Consider the following 19054-nt stretch of genomic DNA (forward strand, 5'->3'; position numbering starts at 1 on the left):
TCGGGATTGACGACTTCCAGACCGGGTTCGATGCGATGAAGAGCGGCAATTCCGGCAAGGTGGTGATGGACTGGTGAGTGTGGCCGGGTGCCGTTCCGGAAACTTTGGAGGGGTGGGAAGGATCGCTGCTTAGCAGTTTCATAGCTGCGTCGTTGATCTATCCAATGCCCTCTTAAGTGCCGCCATCCCTTCCGTGAGCGCCGCTCGCTCGCTCGCGGTCAGCCTTCCCAGCAAGTCCCGCTCGAACGCTTTTGCCAACGGCACCATCTCGCGATAGGCGGCAACGCCCGCGTTGGTCAGCGTCAGATGCTCGACACGGCGGTCTTTTTCATCAGGTTTTCGCGTCAGCCAGCGGCGTCGTTCGAGCTCGGCGACGGCGCGCGAAACCTTGGTCTTGTGCATGGCCGACTGTTCGCCGAGCGCTGTTGCCGTCATCGTGCCGTGCTGGCCGAGACCGGCCAGCGTGCGCCATTCGGGCCGCGTCAGGCCGTGGCGGTCCTTGTAAACCCTGGAAAATTCGCGGCTGACAGCATCGGCAAGGCGATAGAGCCGGTAGGGCAGGAAGCTTTCAAGTTCGAGGGTGTCAGCCTCCATGGTCTGCTCCATCACGATTGATAGTTACATTTTCAATGGTTACAAACGAAACCAATTTGGTCAATCCAGGGAGGATGCCATGGCCTTTTCCTACATGCCGGGGTTCGGCAACGACTTCGAAACCGAGACTTTGCCCGGTTCGCTGCCGCAAGGGCGGAATTCGCCGCAGCGGCCGGCCTACGGCCTTTATGCCGAGCAGCTTTCGGGCTCGCCCTTCACCGCGCCGCGTGGCACCAACGAGCGTTCCTGGCTTTATCGCATCAGGCCGAGCGTCAGGCACACCGGCCGCTTCAAGGTGGCGAATTATCCGCTGTGGAAAAGCGCGCCGAATGTCGGCGATCACGAACTTGCGCTTGGCCAGTACCGCTGGAGCCCAGTGCCGATGCCGAAGGAACCGACCGACTTCATTGCCGGCATGCGCTCGATCACCACCGCCGGCGACGTGCTTGGCCAGACCGGCATGGCGGCGCATGTCTATGTCGCCAACCGCTCGATGGCCGACGACCATTTCTTCAACGCCGACGGCGAGTTGCTTATCGTGCCGCAAGTGGGGGCGCTGCGCTTCGTCACCGAGATGGGCGTCATCGAATTGCGACCGGGCGAGATCGCCGTGCTGCCGCGCGGCCTCGTGTTCAAGGTCGAACTGGTCGATGAAACAGTGCGCGGCTATGTCTGCGAGAACTACGGCGCCAAGCTGACGCTGCCGGATCGTGGCCCGATCGGCGCCAATTGCCTGGCCAATCCGCGCGATTTCAAGACGCCTTGCGCCTGGTTCGAGGACAAGGAGACGCCGTGCCGGCTGATCGTGAAATGGTGCGGGCAGTTTCACGTCACCGAACTCGATCATTCGCCGCTGGATGTGGTGGCGTGGCACGGCAACTACTCGCCCTACAAATATGATCTTGCAACGTTTTCACCGGTCGGCGCGATCCTGTTCGACCATCCCGATCCGTCGATCTTCACGGTGCTGACCGCGCCGAGCGGCGAAGAGGGCACCGCCAACATCGACTTCGTCATCTTCCCGCCGCGCTGGCTGGTGGCCGAAAACACGTTTCGCCCGCCCTGGTATCACCGCAACATCATGAGCGAGTTCATGGGCCTGATCCACGGCCAGTACGACGCCAAGGAAGAGGGTTTCGTTCCCGGTGGCATCAGCCTGCACAATCTGATGCTGGCCCACGGGCCTGACGCAACAGGTTTTGAAAAAGCCTTCCACGCGGATCTGAAACCCGTCAAGCTCGACAACACCATGGCCTTCATGTTCGAGACGCGATTCCCACAGATGCTGACCCGCTACGCCGCCGAGGTTGAAACCCGGCAGGACAATTACATCGACTGCTGGGCCGATCTGAAGAAGCGCTTCAACGGCACGCCCGAGGGCGACTGGTCTTGAGCGCTGATCCAATGCGGGATCGGCTGGTGCTGCTGGGCTCGAAGGGCGGCCCGGCGCTCCGGCCGGGCGGGCCGTGGCCGAGTTCGTCGCTGCTGAAATTCGGCGGGCGTATCATCGTCGTGGATTGCGGGCTTGGCGTGACGCGCGGGCTGGCCGAGACCGGCATCAGCCTGAAGGCGCTCGACCTGGTCTTCATCACGCACCTGCATTCCGACCATGTGCTGGAACTCGGTCCGCTGATCCACACCGCCTGGACGGCGGGTCTGGCGACACCGGTCACCGTGTTCGGCCCGCACGGCACCGGCCATTACTGGCAGCGCTTTTGCCAGGCGATGGAATTCGACATCGAGATACGCATAGTCGACGAAGGCCGGCCTGATATCGCAGATTTGGTTTCGATCATCGAGTTCGGCGAAGGCCGGGTGATGGAGGAGCGCGGCCTGAAGGTTTTGGCGCTACGCGTCGACCATCCGCCGGTGAACGACTGCTTTGCGCTGCGCTTCGAGCATGCCGGACAGAGCGTGGTGTTTTCCGCCGATACGGCGTTCTTTCCGCCATTGGCGGATTTCGCCAAAGGCGCCGACATTCTCGTCCATGAAGCCATGCTGGAAGACGGCATCGAGCGGCTCGTCGCGAAAACCGGCAATGGCGCGCGGCTGAGGGAGCATCTGCTCGCCAGCCATAGTTTTGCTGAGGAGGCGGGGCGCATCGCCAGTGACGCAGGAGCCAAAAGACTGGTGCTCAACCACCTCATCCCGGCCGATGATCCCGAGATCGGCGAGGCCGACTGGATCGCCGCCGTCAGGAAAACATGGGCCGGAGACTTGACGATTGCCCACGACGGCCTTGTTGTGGGACTGGAGCATGATCCCGAACCGAAGGACCGCGTTAGCGAAAAGTGAGAACCGGTTTTCGGAAGAGATCATACAAAATTCAAAGCGGCACCAAAGCCGCATCAGGAGAGGAAACCGCATGAAGCTTGCCACATTGAAGGACGGGACGCGCGACGGAAAGCTGGTCGTCGTCTCGCGCGACCTGACGCGGTTCACCGATGCCTCGTTTCTGGTGCCGACGCTGCAGTCGGCGCTCGACGACTGGAACCGGATCGCGCCGCATCTGGCGACAATAGCGGAATCGCTGGAGAACAATGCGGTGCCGTCAGCGCGCTTTCACGAGCATGATGCCCATTCGCCGTTGCCGCGCGCCTACCAGTGGGCCGATGGCTCTGCCTATGTGAATCATGTCGAACTGGTGCGGAAGGCGCGCGGCGCCGAGATGCCGGCAAGCTTCTGGACCGATCCGCTGATCTACCAGGGTGGTTCGGACAGTTTCATCGCGCCGCGTGATCCGATCCGCACGGTCGACGAGGCTCTTGGCGTCGACATGGAAGGGGAAGTCGCTGTCGTCGTCGACGATGTGCCGATAGGCGCAAGCCTCGATGCGGCAAGAGCCGCGATCCGGCTGGTCATGCTGGTCAATGACGTCACGCTGCGCTCCCTCACCGCGCCAGAGCTTGCCAAGGGCTTCGGCTTCTTCCAATCAAAGCCGTCCTCGGCGTTTTCGCCCGTCGCGGTGACGCCGGACGAACTTGGCGAGGCCTGGGATGGCGGCAAGGTCAACCTGCCGCTGCTGGTCGATCTCAACGGCAAGCCGTTCGGCCGCGCCAACGCCGGCGTGGACATGACCTTCGATTTTCCGGCGCTGATTGTGCATGCCGCGAAAACCCGGCCGCTGGCCGCCGGCACCATCATCGGTTCGGGCACGGTCTCCAACAAGCTCGACGGCGGGCCTGGCAAGCCTGTCTCGGCGGGCGGCGCCGGCTATTCCTGCATAGCCGAGTTGCGCATGATCGAAACCATCGAGGCCGGCGAACCGACAACCCCGTTCCTGGGCCTTGGCGACATTGTGCGCATCGAGATGAAGGACAGGATCGGACATTCGATTTTTGGTGCGATCGAGCAGAAGGTCGAGAAATACGGAGAATGACAGGCGAGACTGTCTATCTTCTTTGCGGTGTCTGGGCTCTTCTCATGCTGGCGATCTTCATCCAGGCGATCCGGCTGAGCTATCGCATCGAGGCGCGCTCGCCCGGGCTTACCAACCGCAGCGGCTTTCCGCGCAACGCGATGATTTTCCACACGGTGACCAACACGAACGTCGCGCGGGACGAGGAGACGCAAGCCATGCGCCGGCGCATGAATCGGCTGCTGCTGATCGTTCTCGCCGGATTCGCACTTCTCTGGGCGGGCGTGTCCTTGGTCCAGTCAGCGGAGTGATCTAGCTTAATCGTTCCAAACGCGGTGGGACCCAGGATGCCTTACACCGCTGCTTACCTTTGGTTCGTGGGAATTTGTAGCATCGCTACTGCCTGGGTTTTGATTTCGGCGATCCGGCTCTGCCGTCAGATCGAGGATCGATCTGAAAGACTGCGTAACTTCAGTAGCGTGGCGCGTATGCCGAAGCTTGTTAACGTCGCTATAAATCGGGACGTTGCGAGCGATGTTGAAACGCAAGCGCTACGCCGTGGTATGATCGCTCGTCTGCTAGCCATAGGGGCTATCGGTATCGCTGTGAAATTGATTGCCTGGACTGGTGTGTGACGTGGACCTGCTCGACCATCTGCGCCGCATGGCTCGCAACAATCTCTGGTCGAACGACCGGCTCAGCTGTGGTTTTTGCCCGGCTGGGCGCCGAGGGCATCTCGGTAATTTCGATGCGACCGGCCAACCAGGCGGAAAGGAGATTGTTCGATGGCAAAACCTAAGCTGAATATTACGAAGCCTGACAGCGAATTTCAGCCAGGCAAAGGTTTTACCAAAGAAGATTGGGACGCCGTTTCGATAACCCCGAATGGACCGAGGACGATTTCAAAAACGCTCGGCCATTCGCTGAAGTTTTTCCGGACCTCGCCGAAAACATTCGCCGGTCGCGCGGCCGGCCGGCGGACCATCCGAAGAAGCAGGTGACGCTTCGGCTCGATAGTGACGTGGTCGCACGCTTTCGTGCCGGCGGACCCGGCTGGCAGAGCCGCATCAACGACATTCTGCGCATGGCCGCCGGTCTCACCAAGTAACGTTCGGCGGACGGAAAAATACCGGAGCGCATCAGCGATCTGCTCGCCCACCTCTTCATCCACGGCACCATCATCGCGGCCGGGTGCATGCGATGCTGTCGGCACCTCGGTAAAGCCGCCGCAACTCGATGAGTTTTTGCTCAACTATGATTTGAAGTTGAGGTAGGCGGAGGTCGAGCGGCTGAATCTGTGATCAGACCAACGCAACGTCATAGGCTGAAAAATGCCGATCCGCAGTGACCAACGTCAGGCCTTCAATTTGAGCCTGTGCGATGAGCAGACGGTCGAAAGGATCGCGGTGACGGAGCGGCAAATGCTCAAGCCTCGCCGCGTGTAGTTCATTCACACTGAGGATCGGAATGGCGTTCGATCGCAAGATTTCCACGATGTTGCCTGTGAGCGTGACTTTGCCGAGCGATTTCTTGATGGCGATCTCTGCTATCGAAACGGCGCTGACGACCACATCCTCGCCCGCAAGAAAGATGTCGCGATGGTGGTCCGAAAGGCGCGAGTCTGCGTTCAGTACCCAAAGCAGAATATGAGTATCCACCAGATATTGGTGGCTCATTTAATGTACTCGTCCCATTCGGGACCGAGTTCATCAAAATCATCCGATATCCGAATTTGGCCTTTCAGGGCTCCAAAAAGGCCCTTGCTCCCGCCAGCCCGGGCGGGAGCGCTCAAGGTTGCCACAACCTCGCCATGCCGCGTCAGATGGATCTCTTCACCGGCCTGCGCACGTTTCACCAACTCGGAGAGTTGGGCCTTCGCTTTTGCCATCGGAACATTCATGATCAGACCTCTTATGACCAGAATTTAGGTCATAATTGATCGAACCGCAAGGAATTTGAAGGCGCACCTCACTCCGCCGCCTGCACCTTCAGCACCCCGCGCTTGATCTGGTCCTGCTCGATCGATTCGAACAGCGCACGGAAATTGCCCTCGCCAAAACCTTCGTCGCCCTTCCTCTGGATGAATTCGAAGAAGATCGGGCCGATTACGGTTTTCGAGAAGATCTGCAGCAGGATCTTGGTTGTGCCGCCGTCAACCACGCCTTCGCCGTCGATCAGGATGCCGTGCTTTTTCATCCTCTCGATCGGCTCATCATGGCCGTGCACGCGGGCATGAGACATCTCGTAATAGGTTTCCGGCGGGCCAGGCATGAACTTCAGCCCGTTGGCTACCAGCCTGTCGGTGGCGCCGTAGATCTCGTCCGTGCCGACGGCGATGTGCTGGATGCCTTCGCCATTGTACTTCTTCAGATATTCGGCGATCTGGCTGGTCTCGTCCTTGGACTCGTTGAGCGGGATGCGGATCTTGCCGCAGGGCGAGGTGATCGCGCGGCTGACCAGGCCGGTGATCTTGCCGTCGATGTCGAAGAAATGGATCTGTTTGAAGCCGAACAGGTCACGATAGAAATCCCACCATTTGTCCATATTGCCGCGATAGACATTGTGGGTGAGGTGGTCGAGATAATAGAAGCCGACGCCTTCCGGCTTCGGGTCGGGCTCGCCCAGCCAGTCGAATTCGGCTTCGTAGGCCGAGCCTTTGTCGCCGTAGACCTCGATGAAATAAAGCAGCGAGCCGCCAATGCCTGATATCGCCGGCACATTGAGCGCCTTGTCGACGCCTTCATAGGGTGTGGCGCCCTTGGCGACAGCATGGTCGAATGCGTGCTTGGCATCGACCACCCGCCAGGCCATCGAGGACGCGCAGGGGCCGTGCTTGTCGACGAATTTCATCGCATGCGAGCCGGGTTCGGCATTGACAACATAGTTGATGTCGCCCTGCCGCCAGACGGTGATGTTCTTGGTGCGGTGCTTGGCTACCGGGACATAGCCCATGCGGGTAAAAAGCTCGGCGAGCTTTTCCGGTTCGGGATGCGCGAACTCGACGAATTCGAAGCCGTCGGTGCCGGCGGGATTGGCCTTGCTGATCGTTGCGGGCGGTGCATCGTGCGGGAAGGGACCCATGGTGTTGTCCTCCTAAAGCTGCTTGGCCGCAAAGGGCCATTGTGACGCTAATATAGCGCGGAGCAGGCGCATGGTGCTTGCATTCAAACGCTTTAAACGAATAGATCATGCGGGAACTGTGCATGGTGGATGAAAAAATCATGGATGAGGCGCGCATAGACCAGTTTGACCGCAAGATAATGGCTCTCTTGCAGGGCGACGCACGGCTGACCAACAACGATTTGTCGGAACGGGTGAACCTGTCGGCGTCGCAATGTTCGCGCCGCCGCCAGAGGCTGGAGGAGGACGGCTATATCAGGGGCTATCGCGCGGTGCTCGACCGCGACAAGCTCGGCTTCTCACTGGTCAACGTCATCTCTGTGACGCTCGCCACCCACAACCGCGACAATGCGCGGCGCTTCGGCGAGTTGGTGGCGCGGCTGCCGGAAGTGCAGGAGGCGCACGCGCTGACCGGCGAGATGGATTACATCCTGAAAGTGGTGACGCCCGACCTGAAATCGCTCTCGGAATTCGTCAACGGCGTGCTCCTGCCGCACGAATCCGTGCAGCATGTGAAGACGGCGATCGTGCTGGAAACGCTGAAGGAAACCGGCGCGCTGCCGATTTAGCCCTTCGACTGCTGGATCAGCCCAAAAAGGTTGGTGCAGCGTGCGCCGGAACGGCAATAGGCGAACACCGGGCCTTCGACCTCATCGAGCGCCTGAGCCTGGTCCTCGACATTTTGGGCGGTGATCTGGCCGCTGATGACCGGGATGTAGCGAAAGGTAAGCCCGGCGGCTTCGACTGCCGCTTTGACGGTGTCCGCCGAAGGCTGGCCGGGCTGCTCGTCATCAGGCCGGTTGCAGATGACGCTCTTGAAGCCGGCGGCCTTGATGGCGGCGACTTCTTCGGGCTGGATCTGGCCGGAGACCGAATAGTCATCGGTGATCTGACGATATTCCATGTTTCCTCGCAAAACTAGTTTGGCCGCAGTCTTAAGACTCCCCGACGAGATCGGCAATCCGCGCAGAATGAAATCCCACTGCGCAGATAGTTATTTTCGACGGAGAATCCAACCGAGCCGACGCGGCCCGGCTGGCTAGGAAGGCGTCAGCTTCCGAGGATCGCGCCTTTGATCTGGGCGATGTTGTTGTGCATCAGGTCGATATAGGTCGAGGCCGGACCGTCGGGCTCCGACAGCGCGTCTGAATAGAGCGTACCGCCCACCTTGACCCCGGTCTCGCTGGCGATCTGCTCGATCAGCCGCGCGTTGGCGATGTTCTCGACGAAGACCGCCGCCGCCTTGTCCTGCTTCACCTGGCTGACCAGCTTGGCGACGTCGGCAGCGGACGGCTCCGACTCGGTCGAGACCCCTTCGGGCGCAAGGAAGGTGAGGTCATAGGCCTTCTCGAAATAGCCGAAGGCGTCATGCGAGGTGATGACGACGCGTTTCTCCTTCGGGATCGACTGGATCGCCGTCTGCACTTCGCCCTCAAGCGCGTCGAGTTTCTCGGTATAGGCGGCGGCATTGGCCTTGTAGCTGTCGCAACCGCCAGCGTCGGCGGTGCAGAAGGCGTCGGCGATGTTCTTCACATAGATCTTGGCATTGGCGACCGACTGGAAGGCATGCGGATCGGTATCTTCGCCTTCAGCGGCGTCGGCATCGGCGAATTCGGGTTTGAAGTTGATCAGCGTGACGCCCTTGGTCAAAACGGCGATCGTCGCCTTGGTGGCGCTGGCGTCGACCAGGCGCTGCAAGAAGCCTTCGAAATGCAGGCCGTTGACCAGCACCACATCCGCACCCGCCATCGCCGCCGCGTCAGCCGGGCTCGGCTCGTAGACATGGGCATCGCCATCCGGCCCGACGGTGGTGGTCAGATTGATCCGGTCGCCGCCGACATTTTTGGCGAAATCGGCAATGATCGTGAAGCTGGCGACCACTTTCAACGGCTCCGCGAGGGCCGACGACGCGCCAAAGGCTGACAATGTCATGACGCCCACTGCCAAGGCGGCGCGGATCGATTTCAGCATGGACAGCACTCCTTTGGGATCAGGCGGTTCTGTGGCGGTGATGGATAATGCGGGCGCGCAGGATGCCGCGCGTGCCGAACAGGATCGAGGCAAAATAGACCACGCCGGCCGACAGGATGATGGCCGGGCCGGAAGGCAGCGACACGTGGTAGGACAAAAGCAGCCCGGCGACGCAGGAGGCAAAGCCGATCAGCACCGCCAGCACGCACATCGGCTCGACGCGCATGGTCCAGAAGCGGGCGGCAGCCGCAGGCAGCATCATCAGCCCGACCGATAGCAGCGTGCCGAGTGCCTGGAAGCCGCCGACCAGGTTGAGCACGACGAGGCCGAGGAAGATGAAATGCACCGGGCTGCCCAGCCGGCTGACCGAACGCAGGAACAGCGGGTCGAGACATTCGGCGACGAGCGCCCGCCAGAAGATGGCGAGGCTGACCAGCGTGACCAGCACGATGCCGCCGATCAGCGTCAGCGCTTCATTGTTGAGCGCAAGCACGGTGCCGAACAGCACGTGCATGAGATCGACGCTGGAGCCGCGGATCGACACCATCAGCACGCCGATCGCCAGCGAAATCAGGTAGAAGGCCGCCATCGAAGCGTCCTCGCGCTGGATGGTGAAGCGCGAGACGGCGCCGGCGCCGAGCGCGACGATGATGCCGGCAATCAGCCCGCCGATGGTCATCGGCAGGATTTCCAGCCCATAAAACAGGAACCCGGCGGCAGCACCCGGCAGGATGGCGTGGGCCATGGCGTCGCCGGAAAGGCTCATGCGCCGCAGCATCAGGAACACGCCGACCGGGCAGGCGCCGAGCGACAGCATCAGCGAACCGGCAAGCGCCCGCTGCATGAAGGCGAATTCGGCGAACGGAGCGATGAGAAAACCGTAGAGCGTGTCCATCATGCTGCCCGCGGCCCGGAGCCGTGATGATGGTCGTGCGCGTGGTTGTGCCCGGGGCCGTGACCGTGATCACCGTGCTTGTCGGGCTCGCACCAGGGCGCGTTCTCCTCCCAGGCTTCGTGGAAGCGGCGCGCGCGCAACAGGTTTTCCGGGCGCAGCGTTTCCCTGGTTTCGCCCCAGGCGATTGGCTGGCGCGCCAGCAGCAGCGTCTCGGGGAAATTCTGGCGCACCAGTTCCAGATCGTGGACGACAACCAGGATCGTACGTTCCTCGCCATGCCAGCGCTTGATCAGTGCGATCAGGTCGCCGACGGTCTTGGTATCGACGGCGTTGAACGGTTCGTCGAGCAGAATGAGATCGGCGTCCTGCAGCAGCACGCGGGCAAACAGCGTGCGCTGCAGCTGGCCACCCGACAGCGTGTCGATCGGGCGCTTCTCGAAGCCGCCGAGACCGACGGCCATCAGCGCCTGGCTGACCGAATCGCGATCTTGCCTGGTGTAGCGGCCGAGCAGCCCGCGCCGTGGCCACAGGCCGAGCGAAACCAGATCAACGACCCGGGCGGGAAAGGAGCGGTCGAGTTCCGACTGTTGCGGCAGATAAGCTGCGCGCACGCCGGGCGCCCGGACAACCGTGCCGGCCATCGGTTTCAACACGCCGACGATACCCTTCATCAGGGTCGACTTGCCCGAGCCATTGGCGCCGACGACGGCAGTCAGCGACCCGCGGCGGATCGTGCCATCGAGATGATGGATCGCCGGATGGCTGTTGTAGCCCAGCGTCAGGTCGCGGAATGTCAGGCAGGTTTTGGTCATGTGACGATCCGTGGGACACGACTAATACGGCAGCGGCGGTGGATATGTGATGTTATTACATTAGTCAACAAGTCAATCCGGCGGAATTGCGGCGACCGGAGCAATTTGCGTGTGCCTATTTTCGCCCCACGCCTGCTGGCTCAAGAGGATTCGCTCATGCAACCTTGCCCCCAGCGAACCGCGACTCTAAAGAGGCGCGACCCACAAAGGAAGGAAACGTCCAATGAGCATTCGTCGCATCGATGTTGGCCCACGCATGAGCCAGATCGTCATCCACGGCAACACCGTCTATCTGGCTGGTCAGGTCGGCGAACCAGGCGGAAACGTCGGCACCCAGACCAGGGACATCCTGGCGGCCATCGACGAATTGCTGGCCAAGGCCGGCACCGACAAGACCAAGATCCTGCAGGCGATCATCTGGCTGGCCGACATGAGCACCTTTGCCGAGATGAACGCGGAATGGGACAAGTGGGTGCCACAGGGCCATACCCCGGCCCGCGCCACCGGCGAGGCCAAGCTTGCCGGGCCGGAATATCTGGTCGAGATTATTATTACTGCAGCGATTTGAGATGCGGCTCTTAACCCTCCCCCTTGAGGGGAGGGTCGCGGAGCAAATGCCGCATGGCGGCATTTAGTGACTCGGGGTGGGGTCGGTGCAACTTCGCCGACCCCACCCCGTCTCGCAATCTCCGCTGCGCTCCGACTGCTCGCCGACCCTCCCCCTGAGGGGGAGGGTTACCCCTGCGACGGCGTGAACCGCGCGACCAGCGTGTGGCTGTCGGCCGCATAGGTGAAACGGACATGGGTGACCGGGTGCTCGGCGCTCCATGTCCGTCGCTCGACCACCAGGCAGGGGGCGCCGGACTCGATTTCGAGTGCGGTCGCAATGTGTCTGTCGGCGGCGACGGCGCGGATGCGGTGCTCGGCGGCACTCCATGGCACGCGGGCGATCAGCCACGGCCCGGGCGCGACGGCAAAAAATTCCTCGTTGGCAGCCTCGGCCACAGCGGCCAGGTTGATCAGCCGCTGTTCGTGGGCGAACGGCCGCTTGCCGGCGAAATGCCGGCATTCCAGCGCCAGCACCGGCCCGTTGGAGTCGAGTTCCAGCAAGGCGCGATCCTCGGCGCTGCTGCGCCTTTTATGCCGCGCGACACGCTCGTAGCGATAGGGCAGGCCGAGCGCCTCGACCTCGATCCTGATGTCATGGATTTCCAACACCGCGGCTTGCGACTGCGGCCGCCGGACAAAGCTGCCAGAGCGGCGGCGGCGCTCTATCAGCCCCGCCTTGGCAAGCTGCGACAGCGCCTTGTTCACCGTCATGCGCGAACATTTGTACTCGGCCGTCAGTTCGTGCTCGAACGGGATGCGGTGGCCGGGCGCCCAGGCGCCGGACAGGATTCGTTCGCTGATGTCGGACAGGATGCGTTGATGCAGCGAGAGGGGCTCGCCGCCGTCCGCATCCCCGCCGTTCGCATCCATTGTCTGGATCATGCTCATGGCGAAAGCGCCGTCATCACCTTGCGAAAACGCTCGGCAATAAAATCGCGCCTTGCGTGCCTGCCACTGCTGACCAGTTTCTTGCCATGCACCCAGACACAATCGACCTTGGAACCGTTGGCGAAGATCCAGGTGTCGAGAACTGCATCGCCCGTCTTGCCGGCAAGCGACGGGTGCTTGCCATCGAGCGAGATGAAATCGGCTGGGGCGCCAGCGGCGATCCGCGAGGGACTTGCGCCGAGCGCTGCGCTGCCGCCGTCGAGCGCGGCATCGAACAGTGCGCGCCCGGTCGAACCGCCGGCGACCGCCAGCAGGTTGCGGGCACGGTGGGCGAGGCGCTGCGAATATTCGAGCTGCCGCAATTCGTCCGGCAGGCCGATCAGCACGTTGGAGTCGGAGCCGACGCCGAAGCGGCCGCCATGCTGTTTGAACAAAGGTGCTGCAAAGGTGCCGTCGCCGAGATTGGCCTCGGTGATCGGGCAGAGGCCGGCGATTGCTCCGCTTTTCGCCATGGCCGCCGTCTCGGTCTCGGTCATGTGGGTGGCGTGGATCAGGCACCAGCGACTATCGACCCTGGCATTGGCGAGCAGCCATTCGACCGGCCGCGCCCCGGACCAGGCAAGGCAGTCCTCGACCTCCTTCACTTGCTCGGCAATGTGGATGTGGATCGGTCCGCCGGGTGCCATTGTCGCGATGTTTTCCAACTGCTCCGGTGTCACGGCGCGCAGACTGTGCGGGGCTATGCCGACGACCGCGTGATTTAAGGTGCGAACGGTTTCGTGACATTTCTCAACAAGCCGCGAGAACCGATTCATATCGTTGATGAATCGCCGCTGGCCTTCGTTCGGCGCTGCGCCGCCGAAAGAGGAATGTGCATAGAAGACCGGCAGCAGCGTCAGCCCGATGCCGGTGTCGGCAGCCGCGGCGGTGATGCGGTCGGCCATTTCGGCGACGTTGGCGTAGGGCTGGCCGTCGCGGTCGTGATGCAGATAGTGAAACTCGCCGACGCGTGAGAACCCAGCCTCCAGCATCTCGACATAGAGCTGCGCGGCGACCGCCTCGACCTGATCCGGCGTCATCGACAGCGCGAAGCGATACATCACCTCGCGCCAGCTCCAGAAACTGTCGGCTGAAGGGCCGCGCAGCTCGGCTAGACCGGCCATGCCGCGCTGGAAGGCGTGGCTGTGCAGGTTCGGCATGCCTGGCAGCAGAATGGCATGGCGTTCGTCGCCGGGCTGGGATGCGGTGTTCGGCTCGACCGTGGTGATGTGGCCATCACTGAGGACGATCCGGGCATTGGAATGCCAGCCGTCGGGCAGAAGCGCCTGTTCCGCAAAGATCGCCGTCACGTTTTTCTCTCCGATTCCCAGTGTCCCGTGCAATGATACCACTTGCAGTGCGTTTCAATATGTATATACATAACCACCGCCGATTGAAACGGAAAAGATGATGGCTGGAGAGAGCAAAAGCCGGGCAGGGGAGATCCGCCTCTGGCGCAATGCGCGACTGGCGACCATGGCCGACAGCGCCGCCGGACTGGGTATCGTCGAAGACGGCGCGATCGTCGCGCGCGATGGTCTGATCGTCTATGCCGGCCAGGAAGCCGACATGCCGGCAGCGTTCAGCCAGAACGCCGAGATTGACGATTGCGAAGGCCGCTGGATCACACCCGGCCTGATCGACTGCCATACTCATCTGATCCACGCCGGCAATCGCGCCAACGAATTCGAGATGCGGCTGGCCGGCGCCACCTATGAAGAGGTCACCAGGGCCGGCGGCGGCATCGTCTCGTCGGTCAAGGCGCTGCGCGCTGCCAGCCAGCAGGAATTGGTTGCGCAGTCGCTGCCGCGCCTCGACGCGCTGATCGCTGAAGGCCTCACCACCATAGAGGTCAAGTCGGGCTACGGGCTCGATCTCGAAAACGAGAAGAAATCGCTGCGCGCCGCGCGGCTCCTGGGCGAAAACCGTCCAGTAACGGTAACAACGAGCTTCCTCGGCGCGCATGCCCTGCCGCCTGAAGCGAAAGGCGACAAGGACGCGTTTATCGATCTGGTCGCAAACGAGATTTTGCCGGCCGTCACCGCCGAGGGCCTGGCCGACGCGGTCGATGGTTTTTGCGAAGGTATCGCCTTTTCGCCCGAGCAGATTGCTCGCGTGTTCGACGCGGCGAAAGCAGCAGGCCTGCCGGTAAAACTCCACGCTGACCAATTGTCCAACCTGCACGGCGCAGAACTTGCGGCGCGCTATGGCGCCCTGTCGGCCGACCATCTCGAATACACTGACGAGGCGGGTGCGGCGGCGATGGCGAGGGCCGGGACCGTGGCGACGATCCTGCCCGGCGCCTACTATTTCATCCGTGAGACCAAGAAGCCGCCGATCGGCCTGTTTCGCCAGCACGGCGTCAAAATGGCGGTCGCCACCGACTGCAATCCCGGCACCTCGCCGCTGACCTCGCTGCTGCTGACCATGAACATGGCGGCGACTTTGTTTGGTCTGACTGTTGACGAATGCCTTGCCGGTGTCACCCGCGAGGCCGCCCGCGCGCTCGGACTGCTCGGACGAACCGGCACGCTGGAGGCTGGGAAATCGGCCGACCTGGCGATCTGGGACATCGAGCGCCCGGCCGAGCTCGTCTACCGCATGGGCTTCAACCCGCTGCATGCCCGCATCTGGAGGGGACAATGAGTGAATTCAAACTCAAGCCGGGCAACACGACGCTGGCCGACTGGCGCGAAATCTATCGTGGCGCGATGCCGAAGCTGGACGCGGCCTGCTGGCCAAAGATCAAGGCCAGCGCCGAGGCCGTTGCCCGCATCGTCGCCAAGGGTGAGCCGGTCTATGGCATCAACACCGGTTTCGGCAAATTGGCCAGCGTCCGTATCCCCGCCGCCGATCTCGAGACGCTGCAACGCAACATCGTGCTGTCGCATGCCGCCGGTGTCGGCGAACCGATGCCGGTCGCTGTTTGCCGGCTGATGATGGCACTGAAGCTGGCCAGCTTGGCGCAGGGCGCCTCCGGCGTGCGACCGCAGACCATTGAGCTGCTCGAAGCGATGCTCGCCAACGACGTCATTCCGGTGGTGCCGGCGCAAGGCTCGGTCGGCGCATCCGGCGACCTTGCGCCACTGTCGCACATGACGGCGGTGATGATCGGCGTCGGCGAATGTTTTACCCCGCATGGCCGGTTCCCGGCCAAGGTCGCCTTTGTCTCGCACGGGCTGGAGCCGGTCACGCTTGGCGCCAAGGAAGGGTTGGCGCTGCTCAACGGCACACAGTTTTCGTCCGCCTATGCGTTGGCCGCCTTGTTCGACGCCGAAGTGCTCTACCAGTCGGCGCTGGTCGCCGGTGCGCTCTCGACCGATGCCGCCAAGGGTTCCGACGCCCCCTTCGATCCGCGCATCCACCTGCTCAGGAGGCATCCTGGCCAGATCGAGACGGCAGAGGCGCTGCGCAACCTGATGGCCGGCAGTGCCATCCGTGAATCGCACCGGGTCGGAGACGAACGCGTGCAGGACCCGTACTGCTTGCGCTGCCAGCCGCAGGTGATGGGTGCAGCGCTCAGCGTGCTGCGCCAGGCCGCCGGCACGCTAGGCACCGAGGCCAACGGCGTCACCGACAATCCGCTGATCTTCGCCGAGGACGACACAGCACTTTCCGGTGGCAATTTCCACGCCGAGCCAGTCGCCTTCGCCGCCGACATGATCGCGCTCGCCGTCTGCGAGATCGGCTCGCTGTCGGAACGGCGCATCGCCATGCTGGTCGATCCGGCGCTGTCGGGCATGCCGGCCTTCCTGACCCCGAAGCCAGGCTTGAATTCCGGCTTCATGATCCCGCAAGTGACGGCGGCGGCACTCGTCTCGGAAAACAAGCAAAAGGCCTATCCGGCCAGTGTCGATTCGATCCCGACCTCCGCCAATCAGGAAGACCACGTCTCGATGGCGGCACATGGCGCGCGCCGGCTGATCGGCATGATCGAGAATGCGACGGCCGTCATCGGCATCGAATTGCTGGCCGCCACGCAGGGCTGCGATTTCCATGCGCCGCTGGCATCGAGTGCGCCGCTCGAAGCGGTGCGCAGACTGGTCAGGGCCGAAGTGCCGCATCTCGACAATGACCGGCATTTCCACCCCGACATGGAAAAGGCCATCGCCATGGTGCGCAGCGGCGCTGTCGTGAAGGCAGCGGGCGCGGTGGCGCTGCCGGGAATCGCGTCGTGAGGATGTGCGCCTCTATAGGTCGCCGCAAACCGCCAGCGCAGGGAGACCATTCATGAACGCGCCCTCCTGGCTCACTGTAAAGCGCGGCACCGCCCCCCTGCTGGTCTCGATCCCGCACACCGGCATCGATCTCGCCGGCCTTGAGAACCGGCTGGTGTCGCCTTGGCTCGGCCGCCGCGACGCCGACTGGTGGATCGACAAGCTGTATGAGTTTGCCGAAGACCTCGGCGCGACGGTGGTGCATACCGCGATCTCGCGCACCGTCATCGACGTCAATCGCGATCCCTCCGGCGTCTCGCTCTATCCCGGCCAGGCAACCACCGGCCTGTGCCCGACCGAGACCTTCGACGGCGATCCGCTCTATCGTGTCTGGGAAGAGCCTGATGCCTCGGAGGTCGACGAGCGCCGCGAAAAGTACTTTGTGCCTTACCATGCCGCCATGCAGGCCGAGATCGACAGGCTGCGCGCCGTGCACCGGAAGATCGTCCTCTATGACTGCCATTCGATCCGCTCGATGCTGCCGCGGCTGTTCGAAGGCACTCTGCCGGTATTCAACCTCGGCACCAATGACGGCAAAAGCGCCGATCCGGGCTTGCAGGCAATGGTCGGCCAGATCCTCGCCGAGACCGGCGAGAGTTTTGTCGTCAACGGCCGCTTCAAAGGCGGCTGGATCACGCGCCATTTCGGCCAGCCGCAAAACGGCGTTCATGCGCTGCAGATGGAACTGTCCAACCGCGGCTATATGCGCGAGCCCGAGGGCAAAGGTACGCCCGACAATTGGCCGGTGCCTTACGACCCGGCATTCGCCGCGCCGATCCGCGCCACGCTGAAGCGGATCCTGGAAAGCGCGATTGCCTGGGCCGGGCGCTGACGCATCGCCGCGCAGCTCATTCGAAAGGAAAAGTGACGCCATGACCGATCCTCGCCACAACATCCGCGAAGTCCGCAGCCCGCGCGGCACCGAGCTCAATGCCCGCACATGGCTGACTGAAGCGCCGTTGCGCATGCTGATGAACAATCTCGATCCCGACGTCGCCGAAAACCCCAACGAACTGGTCGTCTATGGCGGCATCGGCCGCGCGGCGCGCACCTGGAACGACTTTGATCGCATCGTCGCCTCTCTGAAGACGCTTGGAGACGACGAGACGCTGCTGGTGCAGTCGGGCAAGCCGGTCGGCGTGTTTCGTACCCACACCGATGCGCCGCGCGTGCTGATCGCCAATTCCAACCTCGTGCCGCACTGGGCGACATGGGAGAAATTCAACGAGCTCGATAAGAAGGGCCTGATGATGTACGGCCAGATGACGGCCGGCTCGTGGATTTACATCGGCACCCAAGGCATCGTGCAGGGCACCTACGAGACCTTCGTCGAGGCCGGCCGCCAGCATTACGACGGCAACCTCAGGGGCAAATGGATATTGACCGGCGGCCTCGGCGGCATGGGCGGCGCCCAGCCGCTGGCCGCGGTCATGGCCGGCGCCTGCTGCCTGGCGGTCGAATGCGATCCCGACCGCATCGATTTCCGGCTGCGCACTCGCTATGTCGACGAACGCGCCGACACGCTCGACGAGGCGCTGGAAAAGATCGAGCGCTGGACCAGGGCCGGCGAGGCGAAATCGGTCGGCCTGGTCGGCAACACCGCAGACATCGTGCCGGAACTGGTGCGGCGTGGCGTGCGCCCCGACCTGGTCACCGACCAGACGTCGGCGCATGATCCGCTCAACGGCTATCTCCCCAAGGGCTGGTCGCTCGCCGAATGGCGCGAGAAGCGCACCAGCGACCCGAAGGCGGTCGAAAAGGCGGCGCGCGCGTCGATGCGCGAACATGTCGAGGCGATGGTGGCGTTCTGGAATGCCGGCGTGCCGACGCTCGACTATGGCAATAACATCCGCCAGGTGGCGAAGGAGGAAGGGTTCGACAACGCCTTTGCCTTTCCGGGGTTCGTGCCGGCCTATATCCGGCCGCTGTTTTGTCGCGGCATCGGTCCGTTTCGCTGGGCAGCCCTCTCCGGCGATGCCGAGGACATCTACAAGACCGACGCCAAGGTGCGCGAGCTGACGCCCGGCAACACCCACCTGCACAACTGGCTCGACATGGCGCGTGAGCGCATCGCCTTCCAGGGTCTGCCGGCGCGCATCTGCTGGGTCGGTCTCGGCGACCGCCACCGGCTCGGCCTCGCCTTCAACGAGATGGTGGCGAATGGCGAGCTCAAGGCGCCGGTGGTCATTGGCCGCGATCATCTCGATTCAGGCTCGGTCGCCTCGCCGAACCGCGAGACGGAATCGATGAAGGACGGTTCCGATGCCGTGTCCGACTGGCCGCTGCTCAATGCGCTGCTCAACACCGCCTCCGGCGCAACCTGGGTATCGCTGCATCATGGCGGTGGCGTCGGCATGGGGTTTTCGCAACATGCCGGCATGGTCATCGTTGCCGACGGCACACGCGAAGCGGCCAAACGCCTGGAGCGGGTGCTATGGAATGACCCCGCAACCGGCGTCATGCGCCACGCCGATGCCGGCTATGATCTCGCCATCGACTGCGCCAGGGAGCACCAGCTCAACCTGCCAGGCATCCTCGGCTGAACCGCGCC

At 62.8% G+C, this 19054-nt stretch carries 21 protein-coding genes and 2 pseudogenes; 13 read left to right on the forward strand and 10 right to left on the reverse strand.

What is annotated here, in order from left to right:
• Window positions 1–138: 138 nt before the first annotated feature.
• The gene (locus AC0L2R_RS00005) at window positions 139–594 is read right to left on the reverse strand and encodes a MarR family winged helix-turn-helix transcriptional regulator (protein WP_473507288.1); all 456 of its coding nucleotides are present in this window, start codon (window positions 592–594) and stop codon (window positions 139–141) included.
• A gap of 79 nt (window positions 595–673) precedes the next feature.
• On the opposite strand from AC0L2R_RS00005, the gene hmgA reads away from it, so the two are divergent.
• From hmgA to AC0L2R_RS00040, 7 genes and pseudogenes are all read left to right on the forward strand, one after another.
• Window positions 674–1987, forward strand: a complete 1314-nt coding sequence (gene hmgA / locus AC0L2R_RS00010; RefSeq protein ID WP_473507289.1) for a homogentisate 1,2-dioxygenase — start codon at window positions 674–676, stop codon at window positions 1985–1987.
• A gap of 11 nt (window positions 1988–1998) precedes the next feature.
• Window positions 1999–2889 (forward strand): MBL fold metallo-hydrolase, encoded by an 891-nt coding sequence (locus tag AC0L2R_RS00015; RefSeq protein ID WP_473507723.1) that lies wholly within the window; start codon window positions 1999–2001, stop codon window positions 2887–2889.
• A 70-nt stretch (window positions 2890–2959) separates the two neighbouring features.
• Window positions 2960–3973, forward strand: coding sequence for a fumarylacetoacetate hydrolase family protein (locus tag AC0L2R_RS00020; RefSeq protein WP_473507290.1), 1014 nt, complete (start codon window positions 2960–2962; stop codon window positions 3971–3973).
• 44 nt (window positions 3974–4017) lie between these two features.
• Window positions 4018–4263, forward strand: a complete 246-nt coding sequence (locus AC0L2R_RS00025; RefSeq protein WP_473507291.1) for a hypothetical protein — start codon at window positions 4018–4020, stop codon at window positions 4261–4263.
• A gap of 389 nt (window positions 4264–4652) precedes the next feature.
• A pseudogene (locus AC0L2R_RS00030) lies at window positions 4653–4751 on the forward strand (BrnT family toxin); the annotation flags it as partial.
• 60 nt (window positions 4752–4811) lie between these two features.
• Window positions 4812–5060, forward strand: coding sequence for a BrnA antitoxin family protein (locus AC0L2R_RS00035; RefSeq protein WP_473507292.1), 249 nt, complete (start codon window positions 4812–4814; stop codon window positions 5058–5060).
• Window positions 5061–5226 (forward strand): annotated as a pseudogene (locus AC0L2R_RS00040) (DinB family protein); the annotation flags it as partial.
• A 27-nt stretch (window positions 5227–5253) separates the two neighbouring features.
• Here AC0L2R_RS00040 and AC0L2R_RS00045 read toward each other — a convergent pair.
• The 3 genes from AC0L2R_RS00045 to hppD all read right to left on the reverse strand — a co-directional run bounded on the left by AC0L2R_RS00045 (window position 5254) and on the right by hppD (window position 7033).
• A complete protein-coding gene (locus tag AC0L2R_RS00045; RefSeq protein WP_473507293.1) occupies window positions 5254–5628 on the reverse strand; it encodes a type II toxin-antitoxin system VapC family toxin in 375 nt (124 codons plus the stop codon).
• The gene (locus tag AC0L2R_RS00050) at window positions 5625–5852 is read right to left on the reverse strand and encodes a type II toxin-antitoxin system Phd/YefM family antitoxin (RefSeq protein ID WP_091600557.1); all 228 of its coding nucleotides are present in this window, start codon (window positions 5850–5852) and stop codon (window positions 5625–5627) included. The genes AC0L2R_RS00045 and AC0L2R_RS00050 overlap by 4 nt, the downstream gene beginning before the upstream one ends.
• A 68-nt stretch (window positions 5853–5920) precedes the next feature.
• Window positions 5921–7033 (reverse strand): 4-hydroxyphenylpyruvate dioxygenase, encoded by a 1113-nt coding sequence (hppD, locus tag AC0L2R_RS00055; protein ID WP_473507294.1) that lies wholly within the window; start codon window positions 7031–7033, stop codon window positions 5921–5923.
• Between the two features lie 140 nt (window positions 7034–7173).
• Here hppD and AC0L2R_RS00060 point away from each other — a divergent pair, with 140 nt between their 5' ends.
• Window positions 7174–7641, forward strand: coding sequence for an Lrp/AsnC family transcriptional regulator (locus AC0L2R_RS00060; RefSeq protein WP_027153898.1), 468 nt, complete (start codon window positions 7174–7176; stop codon window positions 7639–7641).
• Here the strand turns inward: AC0L2R_RS00060 and AC0L2R_RS00065 are convergent.
• The 4 genes from AC0L2R_RS00065 to aztA all read right to left on the reverse strand — a co-directional run bounded on the left by AC0L2R_RS00065 (window position 7638) and on the right by aztA (window position 10750).
• Entirely contained in the window at window positions 7638–7976 is a 339-nt protein-coding gene (locus AC0L2R_RS00065; protein WP_473507295.1) for a protein tyrosine phosphatase family protein, read from the reverse strand. The two genes, AC0L2R_RS00060 and AC0L2R_RS00065, sit on opposite strands and share 4 nt — an antisense overlap.
• 146 nt (window positions 7977–8122) lie before the next feature.
• Window positions 8123–9043 (reverse strand): zinc ABC transporter substrate-binding protein AztC, encoded by a 921-nt coding sequence (gene aztC / locus AC0L2R_RS00070; protein ID WP_473507296.1) that lies wholly within the window; start codon window positions 9041–9043, stop codon window positions 8123–8125.
• A gap of 19 nt (window positions 9044–9062) precedes the next feature.
• Window positions 9063–9938: a zinc ABC transporter permease AztB gene (gene aztB / locus AC0L2R_RS00075; RefSeq protein WP_473507724.1), complete on the reverse strand. Its 876-nt coding sequence runs from the start codon at window positions 9936–9938 to the stop codon at window positions 9063–9065.
• Window positions 9938–10750 carry a zinc ABC transporter ATP-binding protein AztA gene (gene aztA / locus AC0L2R_RS00080; protein WP_473507297.1) on the reverse strand — a complete coding sequence of 271 codons (813 nt, stop codon included), beginning with the start codon at window positions 10748–10750 and terminating at the stop codon, window positions 9938–9940. Before aztA ends, aztB begins: the two co-directional genes overlap by 1 nt.
• A gap of 223 nt (window positions 10751–10973) precedes the next feature.
• On the opposite strand from aztA, the gene AC0L2R_RS00085 reads away from it, so the two are divergent.
• Complete coding sequence (locus tag AC0L2R_RS00085) at window positions 10974–11318, forward strand: RidA family protein (protein WP_027153903.1); 345 nt, start codon at window positions 10974–10976, stop codon at window positions 11316–11318.
• 167 nt (window positions 11319–11485) lie between these two features.
• On the opposite strand, the gene hutC is transcribed toward AC0L2R_RS00085, so the two are convergent.
• Both hutC and AC0L2R_RS00095 read right to left on the reverse strand, forming a co-directional pair.
• Window positions 11486–12247 carry a histidine utilization repressor gene (gene hutC, locus AC0L2R_RS00090; RefSeq protein ID WP_473507298.1) on the reverse strand — a complete coding sequence of 254 codons (762 nt, stop codon included), beginning with the start codon at window positions 12245–12247 and terminating at the stop codon, window positions 11486–11488.
• The gene (locus AC0L2R_RS00095; protein WP_473507299.1) at window positions 12244–13596 is read right to left on the reverse strand and encodes a formimidoylglutamate deiminase; all 1353 of its coding nucleotides are present in this window, start codon (window positions 13594–13596) and stop codon (window positions 12244–12246) included. Before AC0L2R_RS00095 ends, hutC begins: the two co-directional genes overlap by 4 nt.
• Before the next feature lie 100 nt (window positions 13597–13696).
• Between AC0L2R_RS00095 and hutI the strand changes: the two genes are divergently transcribed.
• Genes hutI through hutU form a run of 4 tightly spaced genes read left to right on the forward strand, consistent with a single transcriptional unit; the run spans window position 13697 to window position 19046 of the window.
• Window positions 13697–14932 carry an imidazolonepropionase gene (gene hutI / locus AC0L2R_RS00100; RefSeq protein ID WP_473507300.1) on the forward strand — a complete coding sequence of 412 codons (1236 nt, stop codon included), beginning with the start codon at window positions 13697–13699 and terminating at the stop codon, window positions 14930–14932.
• Entirely contained in the window at window positions 14929–16464 is a 1536-nt protein-coding gene (gene hutH, locus AC0L2R_RS00105; protein ID WP_473507301.1) for a histidine ammonia-lyase, read from the forward strand. The genes hutI and hutH overlap by 4 nt, the downstream gene beginning before the upstream one ends.
• A 52-nt stretch (window positions 16465–16516) precedes the next feature.
• Window positions 16517–17335 carry an N-formylglutamate deformylase gene (gene hutG / locus AC0L2R_RS00110; protein ID WP_473507302.1) on the forward strand — a complete coding sequence of 273 codons (819 nt, stop codon included), beginning with the start codon at window positions 16517–16519 and terminating at the stop codon, window positions 17333–17335.
• 40 nt (window positions 17336–17375) lie between these two features.
• The gene (hutU, locus tag AC0L2R_RS00115; protein WP_473507303.1) at window positions 17376–19046 is read left to right on the forward strand and encodes a urocanate hydratase; all 1671 of its coding nucleotides are present in this window, start codon (window positions 17376–17378) and stop codon (window positions 19044–19046) included.
• Window positions 19047–19054 lie beyond the last annotated feature (8 nt).

The sequence above is a fragment of the Mesorhizobium sp. WSM4820 genome (genome assembly GCF_055811075.1).